At 66.0% G+C, this 15,549-nt stretch carries 12 protein-coding genes, 1 pseudogene and 1 riboswitch; of the genes and pseudogenes, 7 read left to right on the forward strand and 6 right to left on the reverse strand.

Going from position 1 to position 15,549, the window contains the following annotated elements:
- Positions 1-28: 28 nt before the first annotated feature.
- On the reverse strand, positions 29-940 hold the full coding sequence (locus DCN14_RS12795; protein ID WP_096507765.1) for a LysR family transcriptional regulator: 912 nt from the start codon (positions 938-940) through the stop codon (positions 29-31).
- 140 nt (positions 941-1,080) lie between these two features.
- Here DCN14_RS12795 and speB point away from each other — a divergent pair, with 140 nt between their 5' ends.
- Both speB and DCN14_RS12805 read left to right on the forward strand, forming a co-directional pair.
- Complete coding sequence (gene speB / locus DCN14_RS12800) at positions 1,081-2,037, forward strand: agmatinase (RefSeq protein WP_096507766.1); 957 nt, start codon at positions 1,081-1,083, stop codon at positions 2,035-2,037.
- A 57-nt stretch (positions 2,038-2,094) separates the two neighbouring features.
- Positions 2,095-3,420: an MFS transporter gene (locus DCN14_RS12805; protein ID WP_096507767.1), complete on the forward strand. Its 1,326-nt coding sequence runs from the start codon at positions 2,095-2,097 to the stop codon at positions 3,418-3,420.
- An 87-nt stretch (positions 3,421-3,507) separates the two neighbouring features.
- Here DCN14_RS12805 and DCN14_RS12810 read toward each other — a convergent pair whose 3' ends face one another.
- Positions 3,508-5,697: a TonB-dependent siderophore receptor gene (locus tag DCN14_RS12810; RefSeq protein WP_172441936.1), complete on the reverse strand. Its 2,190-nt coding sequence runs from the start codon at positions 5,695-5,697 to the stop codon at positions 3,508-3,510.
- Positions 5,698-6,074: 377 nt separating this feature from the next.
- Between DCN14_RS12810 and DCN14_RS12815 the strand changes: the two genes are divergently transcribed.
- Positions 6,075-6,860, forward strand: a complete 786-nt coding sequence (locus DCN14_RS12815) for a helix-turn-helix transcriptional regulator (RefSeq protein WP_096507769.1) — start codon at positions 6,075-6,077, stop codon at positions 6,858-6,860.
- Between the two features lie 57 nt (positions 6,861-6,917).
- Here DCN14_RS12815 and DCN14_RS12820 read toward each other — a convergent pair.
- Positions 6,918-7,271: pseudogene (locus tag DCN14_RS12820) on the reverse strand (epoxyqueuosine reductase QueH); the annotation flags it as partial.
- 71 nt (positions 7,272-7,342) lie between these two features.
- Positions 7,343-9,637 carry a 5-methyltetrahydropteroyltriglutamate--homocysteine S-methyltransferase gene (gene metE, locus DCN14_RS12825; RefSeq protein ID WP_096507770.1) on the reverse strand — a complete coding sequence of 765 codons (2,295 nt, stop codon included), beginning with the start codon at positions 9,635-9,637 and terminating at the stop codon, positions 7,343-7,345.
- Between the two features lie 128 nt (positions 9,638-9,765).
- Here metE and DCN14_RS12830 point away from each other — a divergent pair, with 128 nt between their 5' ends.
- Complete coding sequence (locus DCN14_RS12830; RefSeq protein WP_096507771.1) at positions 9,766-10,674, forward strand: LysR family transcriptional regulator; 909 nt, start codon at positions 9,766-9,768, stop codon at positions 10,672-10,674.
- A 22-nt stretch (positions 10,675-10,696) separates the two neighbouring features.
- Here DCN14_RS12830 and DCN14_RS12835 read toward each other — a convergent pair whose 3' ends face one another.
- A complete protein-coding gene (locus tag DCN14_RS12835; RefSeq protein ID WP_096507772.1) occupies positions 10,697-11,419 on the reverse strand; it encodes a CbtA family protein in 723 nt (240 codons plus the stop codon).
- 13 nt (positions 11,420-11,432) lie between these two features.
- Positions 11,433-11,642 carry a CbtB domain-containing protein gene (locus DCN14_RS12840; protein WP_096507773.1) on the reverse strand — a complete coding sequence of 70 codons (210 nt, stop codon included), beginning with the start codon at positions 11,640-11,642 and terminating at the stop codon, positions 11,433-11,435.
- A gap of 33 nt (positions 11,643-11,675) precedes the next feature.
- A riboswitch (cobalamin riboswitch) is annotated at positions 11,676-11,814 on the reverse strand.
- Positions 11,815-11,870: 56 nt separating this feature from the next.
- On the opposite strand from DCN14_RS12840, the gene DCN14_RS12845 reads away from it, so the two are divergent.
- The 3 genes from DCN14_RS12845 (at position 11,871) to DCN14_RS12855 (ending at position 15,394) form a co-directional block, all read left to right on the forward strand.
- Positions 11,871-12,458 carry a histidine phosphatase family protein gene (locus DCN14_RS12845; protein ID WP_096507786.1) on the forward strand — a complete coding sequence of 196 codons (588 nt, stop codon included), beginning with the start codon at positions 11,871-11,873 and terminating at the stop codon, positions 12,456-12,458.
- A gap of 181 nt (positions 12,459-12,639) precedes the next feature.
- Positions 12,640-14,232 (forward strand): inorganic phosphate transporter, encoded by a 1,593-nt coding sequence (locus DCN14_RS12850; protein ID WP_096507774.1) that lies wholly within the window; start codon positions 12,640-12,642, stop codon positions 14,230-14,232.
- A 418-nt stretch (positions 14,233-14,650) separates the two neighbouring features.
- Positions 14,651-15,394, forward strand: coding sequence for a 2OG-Fe(II) oxygenase (locus tag DCN14_RS12855; RefSeq protein WP_096507775.1), 744 nt, complete (start codon positions 14,651-14,653; stop codon positions 15,392-15,394).
- The last annotated feature ends 155 nt before the right edge of the window (positions 15,395-15,549 follow it).

The following is a 15,549-nucleotide window of genomic DNA, read 5'->3' on the forward strand; positions in this document are numbered from 1 at the left end:
GCCGCCCGCGCCGGCATCATGCGGCGTGTCACGCCACGTCGGGAGACTGGTGCGCGCGTTCGAGATCCTCGAGAAACGCTTCGACGAGCGGGTCGCCGCGCCCGTTGCGCGCCACGACCATGTGGAACGTGACGTCGTAGCGCAACTGCTCCGGATTGAGCGGCGCGAGCAGCCCCTGCGCGACGTACGGCGCCGCGAAATGCTGCGGCAGGTAGCCGAGATGATGGCCCGACAGGATCAGCAGCGCGACGGCCTCCATGTTGTCGGCGGTCGCGGTCACGCGATCGGGCGTCGTCGACATCTGCGCCTCCGGCAGCGGATACGAGCGCCAGGCCCACTCGAAGCCGGCGACGTCGGCCGGCGTCAGCGCACCCGCGCCGTCGAACAGCGGATGACCGCGGCCGCAGTATGCGAGCTGCCGCTCGATGAACAGCGGCGTGTAGTGCAGCGACGGCACGCGATGCCAGAAGTAGCCCACCGCGATCTGGATCTCGTCGCTCAGCAGCTTTTCCTCGAGATCGCCCGGCGCGCGCACGGAGATCGAGAAGCGCACCGCCTCGTCGCGTGTGCGGAACGCGGCGATCGCCTCCGCGATCCGCGCGTTCTGGCTGACCGGCGTATGGCCGATCAGGCCGATGTTCAACGTGCCGACCAGTTGGCGGTCCATGTGCCGCGCCGCCATCCCGAATTCGTCGAGCGCCGCGAGCAGCTTGCGGCTCATCGCATGGAACCGCTCGCCCTTCGGCGTGAGCCGGAAACCGCTGCGGCCGCGCTCGCAGAGCCGGTAGCCGAGCCGTGTCTCGAGCGACGACAGCTGCGCGCTGATCGTCGACTGGCCGACGTTCAGCATCGCCTGCGCGGCCGAAACGCCGCCCGCGTCCGTGACCGCGAGAAACACGCGGATCAACCGCAGATCGAGGGTCGACAGATTCCCCAGCACGCTATTCCCCTTCCATACATCGATGGAAATCGATGTTTACGTCGATATCTTCGCATTCTTCTTTCCGGCCGGACGCGTAAAACTATGCGCCAGACCGCGTCGAATGATACGGCAACCCCACATCGGAAGAGACAGCCCCCATGAACGAACACACCCATTTCCAGCCGCTCGGCGGCAATGAAATGCCGCGCAGCGGCGGCATCGCGACGATGATGCGCCTGCCGCACGTGGCGAGCGCCGCAGGGCTCGACGCATGTTTCGTCGGCGTGCCGTTCGACCTCGGCACGTCCAACCGCACCGGCGCGCGCTTCGGCCCGCGCCAGATCCGTACCGAATCCGTGCTGCTGCGCCCGTACAACATGGCCACTCGCGCCGCGCCGTTCGATTCGCTGCAGATCGCCGACATCGGCGACGTCGCGATCAATCCGTACAACCTGCACGATTCCATCGCGCGCATCGAAGCCGCGTACGACGCGATCCTCGAACACGACTGCAAGCCGGTCACGCTCGGCGGCGACCATACGATCGCGCTGCCGATCCTGCGCGCGATCCATCGCAAGCACGGCAAGGTTGCATTGATCCACGTCGATGCACACGCCGACGTGAACGATACGATGATGGGCGAAAAGATCGCCCACGGCACGCCGTTCCGCCGCGCGGTCGAGGAAGGGCTGCTGCACGGCGACAAGGTCACGCAGATCGGCCTGCGCGGCACCGGCTACGCCGCCGAGGATTTCGACTGGTGCCGCGAGCAGGGCTTCCGCGTGGTGCAGGCCGAGGAATGCTGGAACAAGTCGCTCGCACCGCTGATGGAAGAAGTGCGCGCGCGCATCGGCGACACGCCGGTCTACATCAGCTTCGACATCGACGGCATCGACCCGGCCTACGCACCGGGCACCGGCACGCCGGAAATCGCGGGCCTCACGGTGCCGCAGGCGCTCGAGATCATCCGCGGCGCGAAGGGGTTGAACATCGTCGGCTGCGATCTCGTCGAAGTCGCGCCGCCGTACGATCCGTTCGGCACCACGGCGCTGCTCGGCGCGAACCTCGCGTACGAGCTGCTGTGCGTGCTGCCCGGCGTCGCGTATCGCGACTGATCCCGGCACGCACACGATCCATTCCAAATCAAAGGATTCCAGAGGAGCACATCGACGATGGGGACTGCCATCAAGCAACCGAAGCGGGCGGCGCTCGCTTCGTTCGTCGGCACCACGATCGAGTGGTACGACTTCTATAGCTATGCGACCGCCGCCGCCATCGTGTTCGGGCCGCTGTTCTTTCCCGGCGAAAGCCGTTTCGTCAGCCTGCTCGCGTCGTTCGGCTCGTTCGCGGTCGGCTTCTTCGCGCGACCGCTCGGCGGCGTGATGTTCGGCTATCTCGGCGACCGCTTCGGCCGCAAGCGCTCGCTGCTCGCGACGCTGATGCTGATGGCGATCTCGACCGTCGCGATCGGCGTATTGCCCACCTACGCGCAGGCCGGCATGCTCGCACCGATCCTGCTCGTGCTGATGCGCGTGCTGCAAGGCATCGCGGTCGGCGGCGAATGGGGCGGCGCGGTGCTGCTCGCCGGCGAGCATGCGCCCGAAGGCAAGCGCACGTTCTTCGCATCGTTCGCGCAGTTGGGCAGCGCGAGCGGCCTGATCCTGTCGATGCTCGCGTTCGGCGCGATCAGCACGCTGTCGAAGGACGACATGATGAGCTGGGGCTGGCGCGTGCCGTTCCTCGCGAGCGCCGTGCTGCTGGCCGTCGGGTTCGTGATCCGCGCGAGCGTGTCCGAGTCGCCCGAGTTCGAGGAAGTGAAGAAGAGCGGCAACACCGCGCAAAACCCGGTGCGCGAAGCGCTCACGTACTGGCCGCTGCTGTTGCTCGCGATCGGCGCGAACGTGTACGGGATCGCCGGCGTGTATTTCAGCAACATCTTCATGATCAGCTACGCGACGCAGTTCCTGTCGCTCGACCGGTCGATGGTGCTGCATTGCATGACCATCGTCGCCGTGCTGCAGTTCGTCGTGCAGCTCGCGGCCGCGTTCCTCGCGCAGCGCTTCGGCACGACGCGGGTGCTGCTGATCACCGGCGCGTGGGCCGCGATCGTCCCGTTCGTGATGCTGCCGCTCGTGCATATGGGCACGCCGCTGTCGATCACGGTCGGCGTCGGTCTCGCGACGCTCGCGGAATCGGGCTACTACTCGGTGGTCGCCGGCTTCGTCAGCGGCATCTTCATCGCGCGCATCCGCTACACGGCGATCTCGATCGCGTACCAGGTGTGCGGCGCCCTCGCCGGCGGCCTCACGCCGCTCGTCGCGACGCTGATCGCGCAGAACGTCGCGCCGCAGTGGTGGCCGCTCGCGATCCAGTACACGAGCGCCGCCGTGCTGTCGTCGGTGTGCGTGTGGCTGATCTCGCGCCGCGTCAGCATCGACGATGCCGGTGCGCCGGACAAGACGAACGCGCCGCTGCCGCGCGGCACGCGCACGGCGTAATCTCGACGTACCGGGCCGGCTTCGTCACGCGCCCGGTCATCTCCCGCGAAGGGCGGCACATCGTGCCGCCCTTTTTCATTGCCGCCGTCAGAAGTCCGAACGCAGCGTGAGCATCACGTTGCGCTTGTCGCCGAATACGCTGTAGAACCGGCTCGGCGGACGGATGTAGTAATCGCGGTTGAACACGTTGTTCAATTGCAGCGATGCTTCGAGATGCTTGTTGAAGCGATAGCCGACCTGCGCGTTGAAGATCGCATATCCGCCCTGTTCGACGCCGCGCGTGATGCTCGTCTGCGCGAGCACGCCGCCGCCGATCGACACACCGCGCAACACGCCACGCGAGAACGTGTACTTGGTCGACAGCTTGAACAGGTGTTTCGGGTCCGTGCCGTCCGTCAGGTAGGCGTCGCTGCCGCTGTCGTAACCCGCATCCAGATACGTATAGCCCGCATAAACGTTCCAGTCCGGCGCCGGCTGGCCCGTCACCTCGAGTTCGACGCCCTGGTCACGTACGTGCCCCTGCGCCAGGGAAAAGTTCGGATGCTCCGGATCCCCCACCGCGCGGTTGTTGTCGTTGATCCGGAACAGCGCGGCCGTTGCGTCGAGCCGGCCGTCGAGGAAGCTGCCCTTCACGCCCACTTCGTACTGCTCGCCGGTGCGCGGCGGCAGGCCGCCACCGCCGTAGAAGGTCTCCGTCTGCGGCGTCACGAAGCGCGAGTAGTTCGCATACGCGGTCAGCCACGGCACGATGTCCCACACGAGTCCCGCCGACGGCAGGAAGCGGTGATCGATCTGCGAGCCGGTCGTCCAGTCCGCCACGGTCGGCAGCAAGGTCTGCGAACGCGTCTGCACGAATGCTTCACGGCCGCCCAGCACGAGCGTCAGCGGATCCGCGAGACGGATGCGCGCCTGCGCATAGAAGCCGTACTGCACGGTGCGGTCGTTCTCGCCGTACGTGAACGGCACGTCGACCGCCGGCACCGCGTTCGGATCGAACAGGCTGTAGAGTCCGGCGTCGCCGCCGTACGGCCCGTTGAGCGCGACATAGCCGGAATGGGCCGTCGTCGACATCACCGTGTAGTTCGCGCCGAACGTCAGCGTGTGGGTCCGCCCGAACAGCCGCACCGGGCCCGATACGTTGGTGTCCGCGCCAAACCAGTCGATCGTGTTGCGCTGCCGCTGGTCGCCGAACCACGCGAGCCCGTTCGGCAGCGAACCGGGGCCCGCATACGCGTAATACCCCTTCAACAGCTCGTGCCGGTAGAACAGCGTGGTCGACGACGTCCAGTCGTTCGCGAAGCGGTGCACGAGATTGCCGTTCACCTCCTGCACCGACGTATACGAGTAGTTCCAGCTCGGGCTGAAGTTCTGCGTATACGCGCCCGGCACGCGCCCCGTGAGGCTGGTCATCGATGCATTGACGACACCGGCCGCCCCGTAGTCGAGGCCCGAGACCGGCGACACCTGATAGGCGGCCGACAGCGACAGCGTCGTGCGCGGCGAGAAGTCGTAGTCGATCGCGCCATACGCCATCACGTTCTTGCTGCGCGTCCTGTCGACCGATTCGAGCCCGTCGCTGCCGACCAGCACCGCGCGACCGCGCAGCGAGCCGTCCTTGTTCAGCGGCCCCGTCACGTCGATCATCTGGCGCACGCTGCCGAACGAACCGATCTGCGTCTCGGTCGACAGATGGAACTGATCCTGCGGCCGCTTGCGCACGAGATTGACCGTGCCGCCGGGTTCGCCCGCACCGTCGATCACGCCGGCCGGACCGCGCTGCACCTCGATGCGGTCGTACATCGCGAGATCGAACTGCTGCTTGTATTGCAGCCCGCTTGCGATCGGCACGCCGTCGAACTCGATGCCGAGCTGCGTGCCGCGCGCACGGAAATACGCGGTGCCGTCGCCGTAGTCGACCGACGTCACGCCCGTCACATAGCGCAGCGCGTCCTGGATCGTCGTCAGGTTCTGGTCGTCCATCTGCCGGCGCGTCATCACCGACACCGAGCGCGGGATGTCCTTCACGCGCTCCGCCGTCCGGCCCGCGATCGTGGCGCGCTTCGCCGCATACGTCCCCGAGCCTTCGGTCGTCGCGTCGGGCGACACGGTCGCGGTGACGCTCACGGCCGGCAGCACGTCGCCGTTCGCACCCGGCACGGCCTGTGCCCGCACGCACGGCGACGCGATGCCGAGCATCGCCAGCGCCAGCGGCGTCAGGCACGGCGCCCGCAGCCGCCATGCGATCGTCGACGCGCGCAGCGTCCCCGAGCGATCCATTGTTGTTCTCATTGCACTCATCCCACGGTTGAAAAGACGAACGAAGTCCTCCCGCCGGTGGCGGGCGCGACAGCTTCCTGGGGGGACGGTTCTTGTATGCGGGTCCGATCGGACCTCGTTGCCCCGGTTACCGCACGCGATGCGCCGGCACGCCGGGCCGTGCCGCTCATTCGCGTATCGCTCGCCGGCGAATCGGCCGTGAGACAATGACGAGAATGAGAATCATTAATCAATCGTCAGGGTATGCGCCCTGAAGCCTTGCCAGGTAAGGAGCTTATCGGGTCGCCCGAAAGAAAGGCTGACAACCGATATCGATTTTTTGACAAGATGAGGTGAATTCGCGATATGGCCGCCGGCCCGTCTCGCGACCACGACCGATGAAGACGTTTCTGCTCAAGCGTTACCCGACCGTACGCGTGCCGCTGCCGCACGACATCGTCGCGTCCGTCAGGCCCTATCGCCACGGCGATCGCGTGATATGGCACCAGCACCGCCACGGCCAGCTCGTGTTCGCGGCGCAAGGTGTCGTCCGCGTGCTGACGCCGTCGCGCACGTGGACCCTGCCGCAGTCGCGCGCGGTATGGCTGCCGTCCGATATCGACCATGAACTGCACGCGGTCGGCGACGGGCTGCTGTGCAGCGTCTACGTCGAGCCCGAGGCCTTCCCGTGGTCATGGCGCGAGCCGGCCGTGATCGCCGTGTCGCCATTGCTGCGCGAACTGGCCGTTACGCTGGCCGACGACGGCGACGAGCATGTGCGCAGCAGCCGCGCGGCGCTATCGGCGCCGCTGCTGCTGAAAGTGATGGCCGACACGCCGGCGCTGCCCGAACCAGGCGTTCCGCTGCCGCGCGATCCGCGCCTGCTCGGAATGTGCGAACACATGATGAACGACCCGGCGAGCGACCTGACGCTCGACTTCTGGGGCGCGCAGTTCGGTGCGAGCGGGCGCACGCTCGCCCGCCGCCTGCATGCGGAAACGGGGCTGACGTTCGTGGCGTGGCGGCAGCAGATGCGCGTGGCGGAAGCGATCACGCGCCTGACGCTGGGCCAGACGGTCGCCCAGGTATCGAAGGATCTCGGCTACAGCAGCGCAAGCGCGTTCATCGCGATGTTCCGGCACGTCACCGGCGACGCACCGCAGCGCTATCTGTCGCTGAAATGAACGCGCGATTGCCGCGCGGCCGCATGACCGTGGATGAGCGGCATCGCGACGCAACCGTCAGCATGCCGCATCGTCGTCGGACGAGTCGACGCCGTAATACTTCACGCCGATCCGGATCGGCTCGCGATCGTTCGCCTTGCGCAGCAGGTTAGTGTCGCGCAGCGAGTACGCACATCCGCAGTACTCCTGCTGATAGAACGCCTCGCGCTTGCTGATCTCGATCATGCGCGCCGAACCGCCGCCCTTGCGCCAGTTGTATTCCCAGTAGGTCAACCCCGGATAGCGTGCCGCCGCACGCACGCCGCAGTCGTTGATCTGCCGCATGTTCTTCCAGCGCGAGATGCCGAGCGAACTGGTGATCACGGGAAAGCCGTGCTCGTGCGCATAGAGGGCGGTACGTTCGAAACGCATCGTGCAACGCCCGCCGCCGATCGACGATCGGGACAGCAGGCGTGCAGCGTTCGCGCGTTATCGCACCTGCGTCATTGCACCTGGTTACGCAACGCCTTCGCGGCAGCGACCATGTTCGTCAGCGCCGGAATCACTTCCGCCCACTGACGCGTCTTCAGGCCGCAGTCCGGGTTCACCCACAAACGCGCCGCCGGAATCCGCTCGGCCGCCTTCTTCATCAGGCCGACGATGTGATCCTGCGTCGGGATGTTCGGCGAGTGGATGTCGTACACGCCCGGCCCGATTTCGTTCGGATACTTGAAGGTGTCGAACGCGTCGAGCAGTTCCATATCCGAGCGCGACGTCTCGATCGTGATCACATCGGCATCCATGTCGGCGATCGACGCGATGATGTCGTTGAACTCCGAATAGCACATGTGCGTGTGGATCTGCGTGTCGTCCTGCACGCCGTTCGCGGTGATGCGGAACGACTCGACGGCCCACTTCAGGTACTCGCCCCATTGCGCGCGGCGCAGCGGCAGCCCTTCACGCAGTGCGGCCTCGTCGATCTGGATCACGCGCACGCCGGCCTTCTCGAGATCGAGCACTTCCTCGCGGATCGCGAGCGCAAGCTGGTAGCACGACACCGAGCGCGGCTGGTCGTCGCGGACGAACGACCAGTTCAGGATCGTCACCGGGCCGGTCAGCATGCCCTTCATCGGCTTGTGCGTCAGCGATTGCGCATACGTGATCCATTCGACCGTCATCGCCTTCGGACGGCTGATGTCGCCGAACAGGATCGGCGGCTTCACGCAGCGCGAACCGTACGACTGCACCCAGCCGAACTGGCTGAACGCGTAGCCGTCGAGCTGTTCGCCGAAGTATTCGACCATGTCGTTGCGTTCCGCTTCGCCATGCACGAGCACGTCGAGTTCGAGCGATTCCTGTTCGCGGACGCTGCGCTCGATCTCGGCCTGCATTGCCGTGCGGTAGCCGGCTTCATCCAGCGCGCCCGCCTTGAACTGGCTGCGCGCCTGGCGGATCTCGCCGGTCTGCGGGAACGAACCGATCGTCGTCGTCGGGAAGGCCGGCAGGTTCAGTCGTGCCGACTGCTTCGGCGCGCGCTCCGTGTACGGGCTCGCGCGGTTGCCGAGCTGCGCGTCGATGCGTGCGATCGCGGCCTTTACCGTCGGATTGTTCACGCGCGGCGAGCGGCGGCGCGAGTCGATCTCGGCGGCATTCGCGGCAAGCGCGTCGGCCACCTTGTCGCGGCCTTCGTTCAGCGCGGTCGCGAGCACCGTCAGTTCGTCGAGCTTCTGCAGCGCGAACGCGAGCCACGAGCGGATTTCCGCGTCGAGCTTTTCTTCGCTCGCGAGATCGACCGGCACGTGCAGCAGCGAGCACGACGGCGCGAGCCACAGGCGCTCGCCCAGTTGCTTCGCGAGCGGCTCGAGCCAGTCGAGTGCTGCGTTCAGGTCCGTCTTCCAGATGTTGCGGCCGTTGATCGCGCCCACCGACAGCACGCGCTCGGCCGGCAGTTCGCGCACCAGCGCGTCGATTTCGTCGCGGCCATTGATCGCGTCGATGTGCAGGCCGTCGACCGGCAGCGACGCCGCGAGCGTCAGGTTGTCCTGCAATTGGCCGAAGTACGTCGCGAGCAGCAGCTTGATGCGACGCGTTTCCAGCGCCGCGTAAGCAGTGCGGAATGCCTGGCGCCATTCGGCGTCGAGTTCGGTGACGAGGATCGGTTCGTCGATCTGCACCCATTCGACGCCCTGTGCGGTCAGCGTGTCGAGCAGCGCGCCGTACACCGGCAGCAGCTTCGGCAGCAGTGCGAGGCGATCCGAATCGTCCTTCGACTTGCCGAGCCACAGGTACGTCACGGGCCCGAGGATCACCGGCTTCGCGGCGACGCCCAGCGCCTGCGCTTCGGCCAATTGCTGGAGCAGGCGCGACGGATCGAGCGAGAAGTTCGTGTCCGCGTGGAATTCCGGGACGATGTAGTGATAGTTCGTGTCGAACCACTTCGTCATTTCGCCGGCCGAGACGCCGCCGCAGCACGCGGCATGTTCTTCCGCCGATTGCGCCGAGCGGCCGCGCGCCACGCGGAAATAGTTGTCGAGCGCGTCGCCGTGGAAGCCCTGCACGCGCTTGGGCAGGTTGCCGAGCGTGAAGCTCATGTCGAGCACCTGGTCGTAGAACGCGAAGTCGCCGATCGGCGCCAGATCCAGCTCGCGCTGGGCGCGCCAGTGACGCTGGCGCAGCTCGGCCCCGAGCGCCTTCAGCTCGTCGCGCGACGATTCGCCCTTCCAGTAGCGTTCGAGACCGAACTTGAGTTCGCGCTTCGCGCCGATGCGCGGAAAACCGAGGTTGTGTGTCGTAACCATAACGCTGCCGTCCAGAGAAAAATTGAAGATCCGGCAGCCATGATAGGGATTTCAAACCATGAAATAAAATGGCATTATTTCATTCATCCATTAAATCTATTCATGCATCTGTTGAGCGAGCACTATCCATGCTGGAGCGATTCCATCTCGTCGTGATCCGTGAGGTCGAGCGCCAGGGCTCGCTGACGGCTGCGGCCAATGCGCTGCATCTCACGCAATCGGCGCTCAGCCATACCGTCAGGAAGGTCGAGCAGCAGCTCGGCACGCCGATCTGGGATCGGGAAGGACGCGGGCTGCGGCTCACGCAGGGCGGGCAATATCTGCTGAAGCTGGCGAACCGGCTGCTGCCGCAGTTCGAGCTCGCGGAGGAGCGGATGAAGCAGTACGCGAAGGGCGAGCGCGGCACGCTGCGCATCGGGATGGAATGCCACCCGTGCTATCAGTGGCTGCTGAAGGTCGTGTCGCCGTACCTGGCGCGCTGGCCGGACGTCGACGTCGACGTGAAGCAGCGCTTCCAGTTCGGCGGCATCGGCGCGCTGTTCGGCTATGACATCGACGTGCTGGTGACGCCCGATCCGTTGAACAAGCCGGGGCTGCGCTTCGATCCCGTGTTCGATTACGAGCAGGTGCTGGTGGTCGCGGACGCACACCGGTTCGCGCATGCCGACTACGTGACGCCCGAGCAGCTCGGCGACGAAATCCTGATCACGTACCCGGTCGAAACGGACCGGCTCGACATCTACAACCAGTTCCTGACGCCCGCCGGCATCGTGCCGCGGCGCCACAAGTCGATCGAGACGACCGACATCATGCTGCAGATGGTGGCGAGCGGGCGTGGCGTGGCCGCGCTGCCGAGATGGCTTGCCGACGAATATGCGGACCGGATGCCGGTCGTGCCGGTCAAGCTGGGCAAGCAGGGAATCGCGAAGCAGATCTTCCTCGGCATCCGCGAAGCGGACGCGTCGATCGACTATCTGGCCGCGTTCGTCGCGCTCGCGCGCGAATCGACGTGGAGCGCGCCGCGCATGCTGCGCTAGGCGCGCCCTGTTGCGATGCGCGTCAGGCGGCGCGCATGCCGATGCGTTCGCCGCGTTCGACCCACGCGCCGAACAGCAGGCCGATCGTCGTCCACATGATCACCTGCATGCCGATCGCCGCCACGCGGAACTTCCACAGCACGGCTGCCGGAAAATCGGCCGGTAACTCGCTGACCGACGGCAACCCGAGCTGCACGGCCGCGATGATCGCGATGAACACGAGGCCCGCCACGATCGACGCGTTCCACTGGCCGAGCTTCGCCAGCAGATGACGGCGCACGTTGACCGAGAACACCATCGTCGCGATCGAGATCGCGATCATCAGGAAGAACAGGCCCGTGCGATAGCCGATCGTGTCGGGGTCGCCGACCGATGGCGGATTGGCCGGGTACTTGATGTTGGGCACGATCACGAGCGCGACGAATGCCGCGAGCGCGAGCCACGCGGCGAGCGGGCGTGCCGGGAGGCGGCTGCCTCGTCCGTATGCGAACGCGAAGACCAGCGAGAACAGCCCGCCGAATGCCGCGCCGTAGGTCACGACGCCCGTCAGCAGGCCGAGGCCTGCCTGCGTGTGACGGCTGACCAGTTCGGGCTCCGGCGCTTCGCCCTTGGCGGCATCGGATTTTTCTTCGAAGGAGATTGCCTGATCGACTTGCGGTTCGCCGACGATTTTCGCGAAACCGAACGTAAGGAGACCTGCGGCGATGCCTGCGAGCATCCCGCGCATGAGCAGCTTTCCGACCATCTTCTACTCCGCGTCAGTGGCAGGGAAAACCAAGCAGATGGCGGCCGTCGTGCACGAACTCGTGCACGTACATGCCCGGCACGATCGACGTCGCGCCCTGTTCCGCGCCGACGAAATACAGCGCGAGCAGCAGGATCAGACCGACGAAGATGGCCCACGGCAACAGTTCGCGGACGGGGATGGGCGCCGGCACGACAGCCGGCTTCAGCACTGCTTCGCTCATGGATGCACCTCAGGGGAATCGCGCCCCGACAAATGTTGGATGGAGTACGAACGCAGGTCTGGCTTCCGGGATCGGATATCCCCGGTTACAGTGGCGCGACCGCGCCGGAATTGCACCGGCTTCCACGTTTCGTATCGGGCGAATTGTACGCGCGAACGCGCGCGTATTGAAGGCCCGGACATGATCGGCACTGCCCCGCCCTGCCGCCTCGAACAATCGACCACCGACATGATCCAGCCTGTCTCGCTGCGCCTGATCGCACATGCATCGACCCGTGCGATGCGCACCGGCACGTTCCCCGACGACGATCCGCTCGACGCGCACGGGCTGGCCGACGCCGCCTCGATGCACGAGCGGTTCATCGGCGTCCCTCACGCGATCGCGCTGAGCAGTCCCGCGCTTTGCGCGCAACAGACCGCCGATGCGCTCGGGCTGCGCGTGCGGCTCGACGATGCGCTTCGCGATGTCGGCTACGGCCGCTGGCGCGGCAAGCGGCTGCACGACCTCGCGCGCGACCTGCCGGACGAACTCGGCGCATGGCTCGGCGATCCGCGTGCGTCGCCGCATGGCGGCGAATCGTTCGAAGACGTGGCATGCCGCGTCGGCGCATGGCTCGACGGCCTGCCGCCCGGTCGCGACGTCGTTGCGGTCACGCATGCGGCGATCGTTCGCGCAGCCATCGCGCATGCGCTTCGGATGGCCTCGCAGGCCACGATGCGCATCGACGTCGCGCCCCTGTCGTGCACACTATTCGTCAGGTCGCACGACAAGTGGACGGTGACCACCGATGACGATGGGCGCGATGCCGGCGCGTAAGCCCGGTGTTCACCATAGGGATGACGATTCGGGTCCGGGCAGCGCGGCTGCGTCACGGATGGAATGGCCGCGCACGCATTTCTTACATACCTGTAAGAAAACAATTCGTCGTCCCGACTGTCATCAAACTGACTGGTAGCCGAAGCTAGCATCGGACGCGGTTCCCTTACGAGATGCCGTCATGAATCAACCTGCTTCGTCCGCCGCCAATACTCCCGGCTCCACCGAACGCACCCGACAGGTCGGCTATGCCGTCTTCCTGCTGGTGCTCGCGATCGGCGCCGTCTATATCGCTACCCACCTGATTGCCGATCTGTCGCCCGTCCGCGAAGGATCGTTGTTCCCGTACCTGATGCTCGGTGCCGCGCTGCTGATCGCGCTCGGCTTCGAGTTCGTCAACGGCTTCCACGACACCGCGAATGCGGTTGCGACCGTGATCTACACCCACTCGCTGACGCCGAACGTCGCGGTGATCTGGTCCGGCATGTGGAACTTCCTCGGCGTGATGGTTTCGAGCGGCGCCGTCGCGTTCGGCATCCTGCAGTTGCTGCCGGTCGAGCTGATCCTGCAGGTCGGCAGCGGCTCGGGCTTCGCGATGGTGTTCGCGTTGCTGATCGCCGCGATCGTATGGAACCTCGCGACCTGGTACTTCGGGTTGCCGTCGTCGAGCTCGCATACGCTGATCGGCTCGATCATCGGCGTCGGGCTGATGAACCAGCTGCTGCACGGTCCGTCCGGCACGAGCGGCGTCGACTGGGGCCAGGCGCTCGGCGTCGGCAAGTCGCTGCTGTTCTCGCCGATCGTCGGCTTCCTGTGCGCATCGCTGCTGCTGCTCGTGCTGAAGGCCGTCGTCCGCGTTCCGGCGCTGTACAAGGAGCCGCCGAAGGACCAGCCGCCGCCGTTCTGGATTCGCTGCCTGCTGATCCTCACCTGTACCGGCGTGTCGTTCGCGCACGGGTCGAACGACGGGCAGAAAGGGATGGGCCTCATCATGCTGATCCTGATCGGCACGGTGCCGACCGCATACGCGCTGAACAAGGCCGTCACGCCGGCCGAATCGCAGACGTTCGTCGCCGTCGCGAACCAGGCCGCCGCGACGTTCGCGAAATACTCGAACGGCGTCGCACCGTCCGCGAATCCGCGCGCCGACGTCGAACACTTCGTGCAGCGCCGCGAGATGACGCCGGCCGTGCTGCCGGGCGTGCAGCAACTGTCCACGTCGCTGGCGACCGCGGTCGGTTCGTCGGGCTCGATGGCGGCCGTGCCGCAAGGCGACGTCGACAACGTGCGCAACACGATGTATCTGGTGTCCGAAGCGATTCGCCTGATCGAGAAGTCGGGGCAACCGGCATTTTCCGCCGATGACAAGCTCGCGATCGACAACTACCGCAAGCAGCTCGACCATGCGACCAAGTTCATTCCGACGTGGGTGAAGGTTGCCGTCGCGATCGCGCTGGGTCTCGGCACGATGGTCGGCTGGAAGCGGATCGTCGTGACCGTCGGCGAAAAAATCGGCAAGCAGCATCTGACGTACGGACAGGGCGCCTCGGCCGAGCTCGTCGCGATGCTGACGATCGGCGCGGCCGATGCGTACGGATTGCCCGTATCCACGACGCACGTGCTCTCATCGGGTGTCGCGGGCACGATGGCGGCGAACGGGTCCGGGCTGCAGTGGGGCACGGTGCGCAGCCTCGTGCTCGCGTGGGTGCTGACGTTGCCGGCATCGATTGTGCTGGCGGGCGGACTCTACTGGTTGTTCCGCTCGATCGCCTGAGCGGAGAAGCAGCGAGCGGCCAGGGGATCGGTCGCTCGCCGCGAAAGATCCGAAGTCGGTTCTTCCGTTCTTCGCGTCGTAGTCTTTCCGTTTCGCTCACGCTGAGCGAAGCCCATCCGGCTCACCGCCGCGTCAACGTCGCCGAGCCTCCGCGTCGCCGTACCGGGCGGCTCGCGCCATACTCCTCCTTTCTTTCCGGATTGAAGCGCAAGATCTGGAGCGCGTCGTCGCACGGACGACACTAGACTGAGTTCATCGACTTTCACCGCAGACGCAGGCATGCGCCGCGCTTGCCGACATCGCGTCGCCGCCCGTTCCACATCGACCGGCTGCGCATCGCGGCACGCTCGATGTCGGGTACTTCGATGCCGACAGCATGCCTGCGCGACGCCACATCGCTGACGAACGAGGTACACCCGTGAACATCGCCGACCTGCAACCCGCCGTCGAATCGGTCGACATGGCGCAGCGCGTGAGCGCGCTCGACTGGACCACCGTCGATGCCGAACTCGATCGCTACGGCTGCGCCCGCGTACCGGGTCTGCTCTCGGTGGCGGAATGCACAACGCTGGCAGCGCTCTACCCGCACGATGCGCTGTACCGTTCACGCGTCGTCATGGCGCGGCACGGCTTCGGCCGCGGCGAGTACCGATATTTCGCGTATCCACTGCCTGCGGTCGTCGATGCGCTGCGGACAACGATCTATCCGCACCTCGCTCCGATTGCGAATCGGTGGAACCGGGCGCTCGGAATCGACGCCCGCTATCCGGCCGAGCATGCGGCATTTCTCGAGCGCTGCCATGCGGCGGGCCAGACGCGGCCGACGCCGCTGATCCTGCAGTACGGCCCGGACGACTACAACTGTCTCCATCAGGACCTGTATGGCGAGCATGTCTTTCCGCTGCAGGTCGCGATCCTGCTGTCGGCGCCGGGCCGGGATTTCACTGGTGGGGAGTTCGTGCTGACGGAACAGCGGCCGCGCATGCAGTCGCGTGCGGAAGTGGTGCCGCTGATGCAGGGCGACGCAGTGATCTTCGCGGTGCATGGCCGGCCGGTGCAAGGGACGCGCGGCGTCTATCGCGTCAATCTGCGTCATGGCGTGAGCCGCATCCGGACCGGATACCGCCATACGGTCGGCATCATCTTTCATGATGCGCAGTAGCGACACCGACATCAGAACGGTGTTGCCACACGCCGCATCGTGCCGATACCCGTACCGCGCCAAGTCGCAGCGCTCGAGCACCGTCATGCAAGCAGTCACGGCCCATGACGCACCCGCAGCAGCCACGCATGACTACATGCGAGGAAGTCGATGCG

The sequence above is a fragment of the Burkholderia sp. IDO3 genome, assembly GCF_003366075.1.
In the GTDB taxonomy this organism is placed as follows: Bacteria; Pseudomonadota; Gammaproteobacteria; order Burkholderiales; family Burkholderiaceae; genus Burkholderia; species Burkholderia anthina.

What these genes read in the sequence shown, in the direction of transcription:
- speB (WP_096507766.1), top strand. Translation starts at nt 1,081, where the DNA reads ATGAACGAACACACCCATTTCCAGCCGCTCGGCGGCAATGAAATGCCG.
- DCN14_RS12805 (WP_096507767.1), top strand. Translation starts at nt 2,095, where the DNA reads ATGGGGACTGCCATCAAGCAACCGAAGCGGGCGGCGCTCGCTTCGTTC.
- DCN14_RS12810 (WP_172441936.1), bottom strand. Translation starts at nt 5,697, where the DNA reads ATGGATCGCTCGGGGACGCTGCGCGCGTCGACGATCGCATGGCGGCTG.
- DCN14_RS12815 (WP_096507769.1), top strand. Translation starts at nt 6,075, where the DNA reads ATGAAGACGTTTCTGCTCAAGCGTTACCCGACCGTACGCGTGCCGCTG.
- metE (WP_096507770.1), bottom strand. Translation starts at nt 9,637, where the DNA reads ATGGTTACGACACACAACCTCGGTTTTCCGCGCATCGGCGCGAAGCGC.
- DCN14_RS12830 (WP_096507771.1), top strand. Translation starts at nt 9,766, where the DNA reads ATGCTGGAGCGATTCCATCTCGTCGTGATCCGTGAGGTCGAGCGCCAG.
- DCN14_RS12835 (WP_096507772.1), bottom strand. Translation starts at nt 11,419, where the DNA reads ATGGTCGGAAAGCTGCTCATGCGCGGGATGCTCGCAGGCATCGCCGCA.
- DCN14_RS12840 (WP_096507773.1), bottom strand. Translation starts at nt 11,642, where the DNA reads ATGAGCGAAGCAGTGCTGAAGCCGGCTGTCGTGCCGGCGCCCATCCCC.
- DCN14_RS12845 (WP_096507786.1), top strand. Translation starts at nt 11,871, where the DNA reads ATGATCCAGCCTGTCTCGCTGCGCCTGATCGCACATGCATCGACCCGT.
- DCN14_RS12850 (WP_096507774.1), top strand. Translation starts at nt 12,640, where the DNA reads ATGAATCAACCTGCTTCGTCCGCCGCCAATACTCCCGGCTCCACCGAA.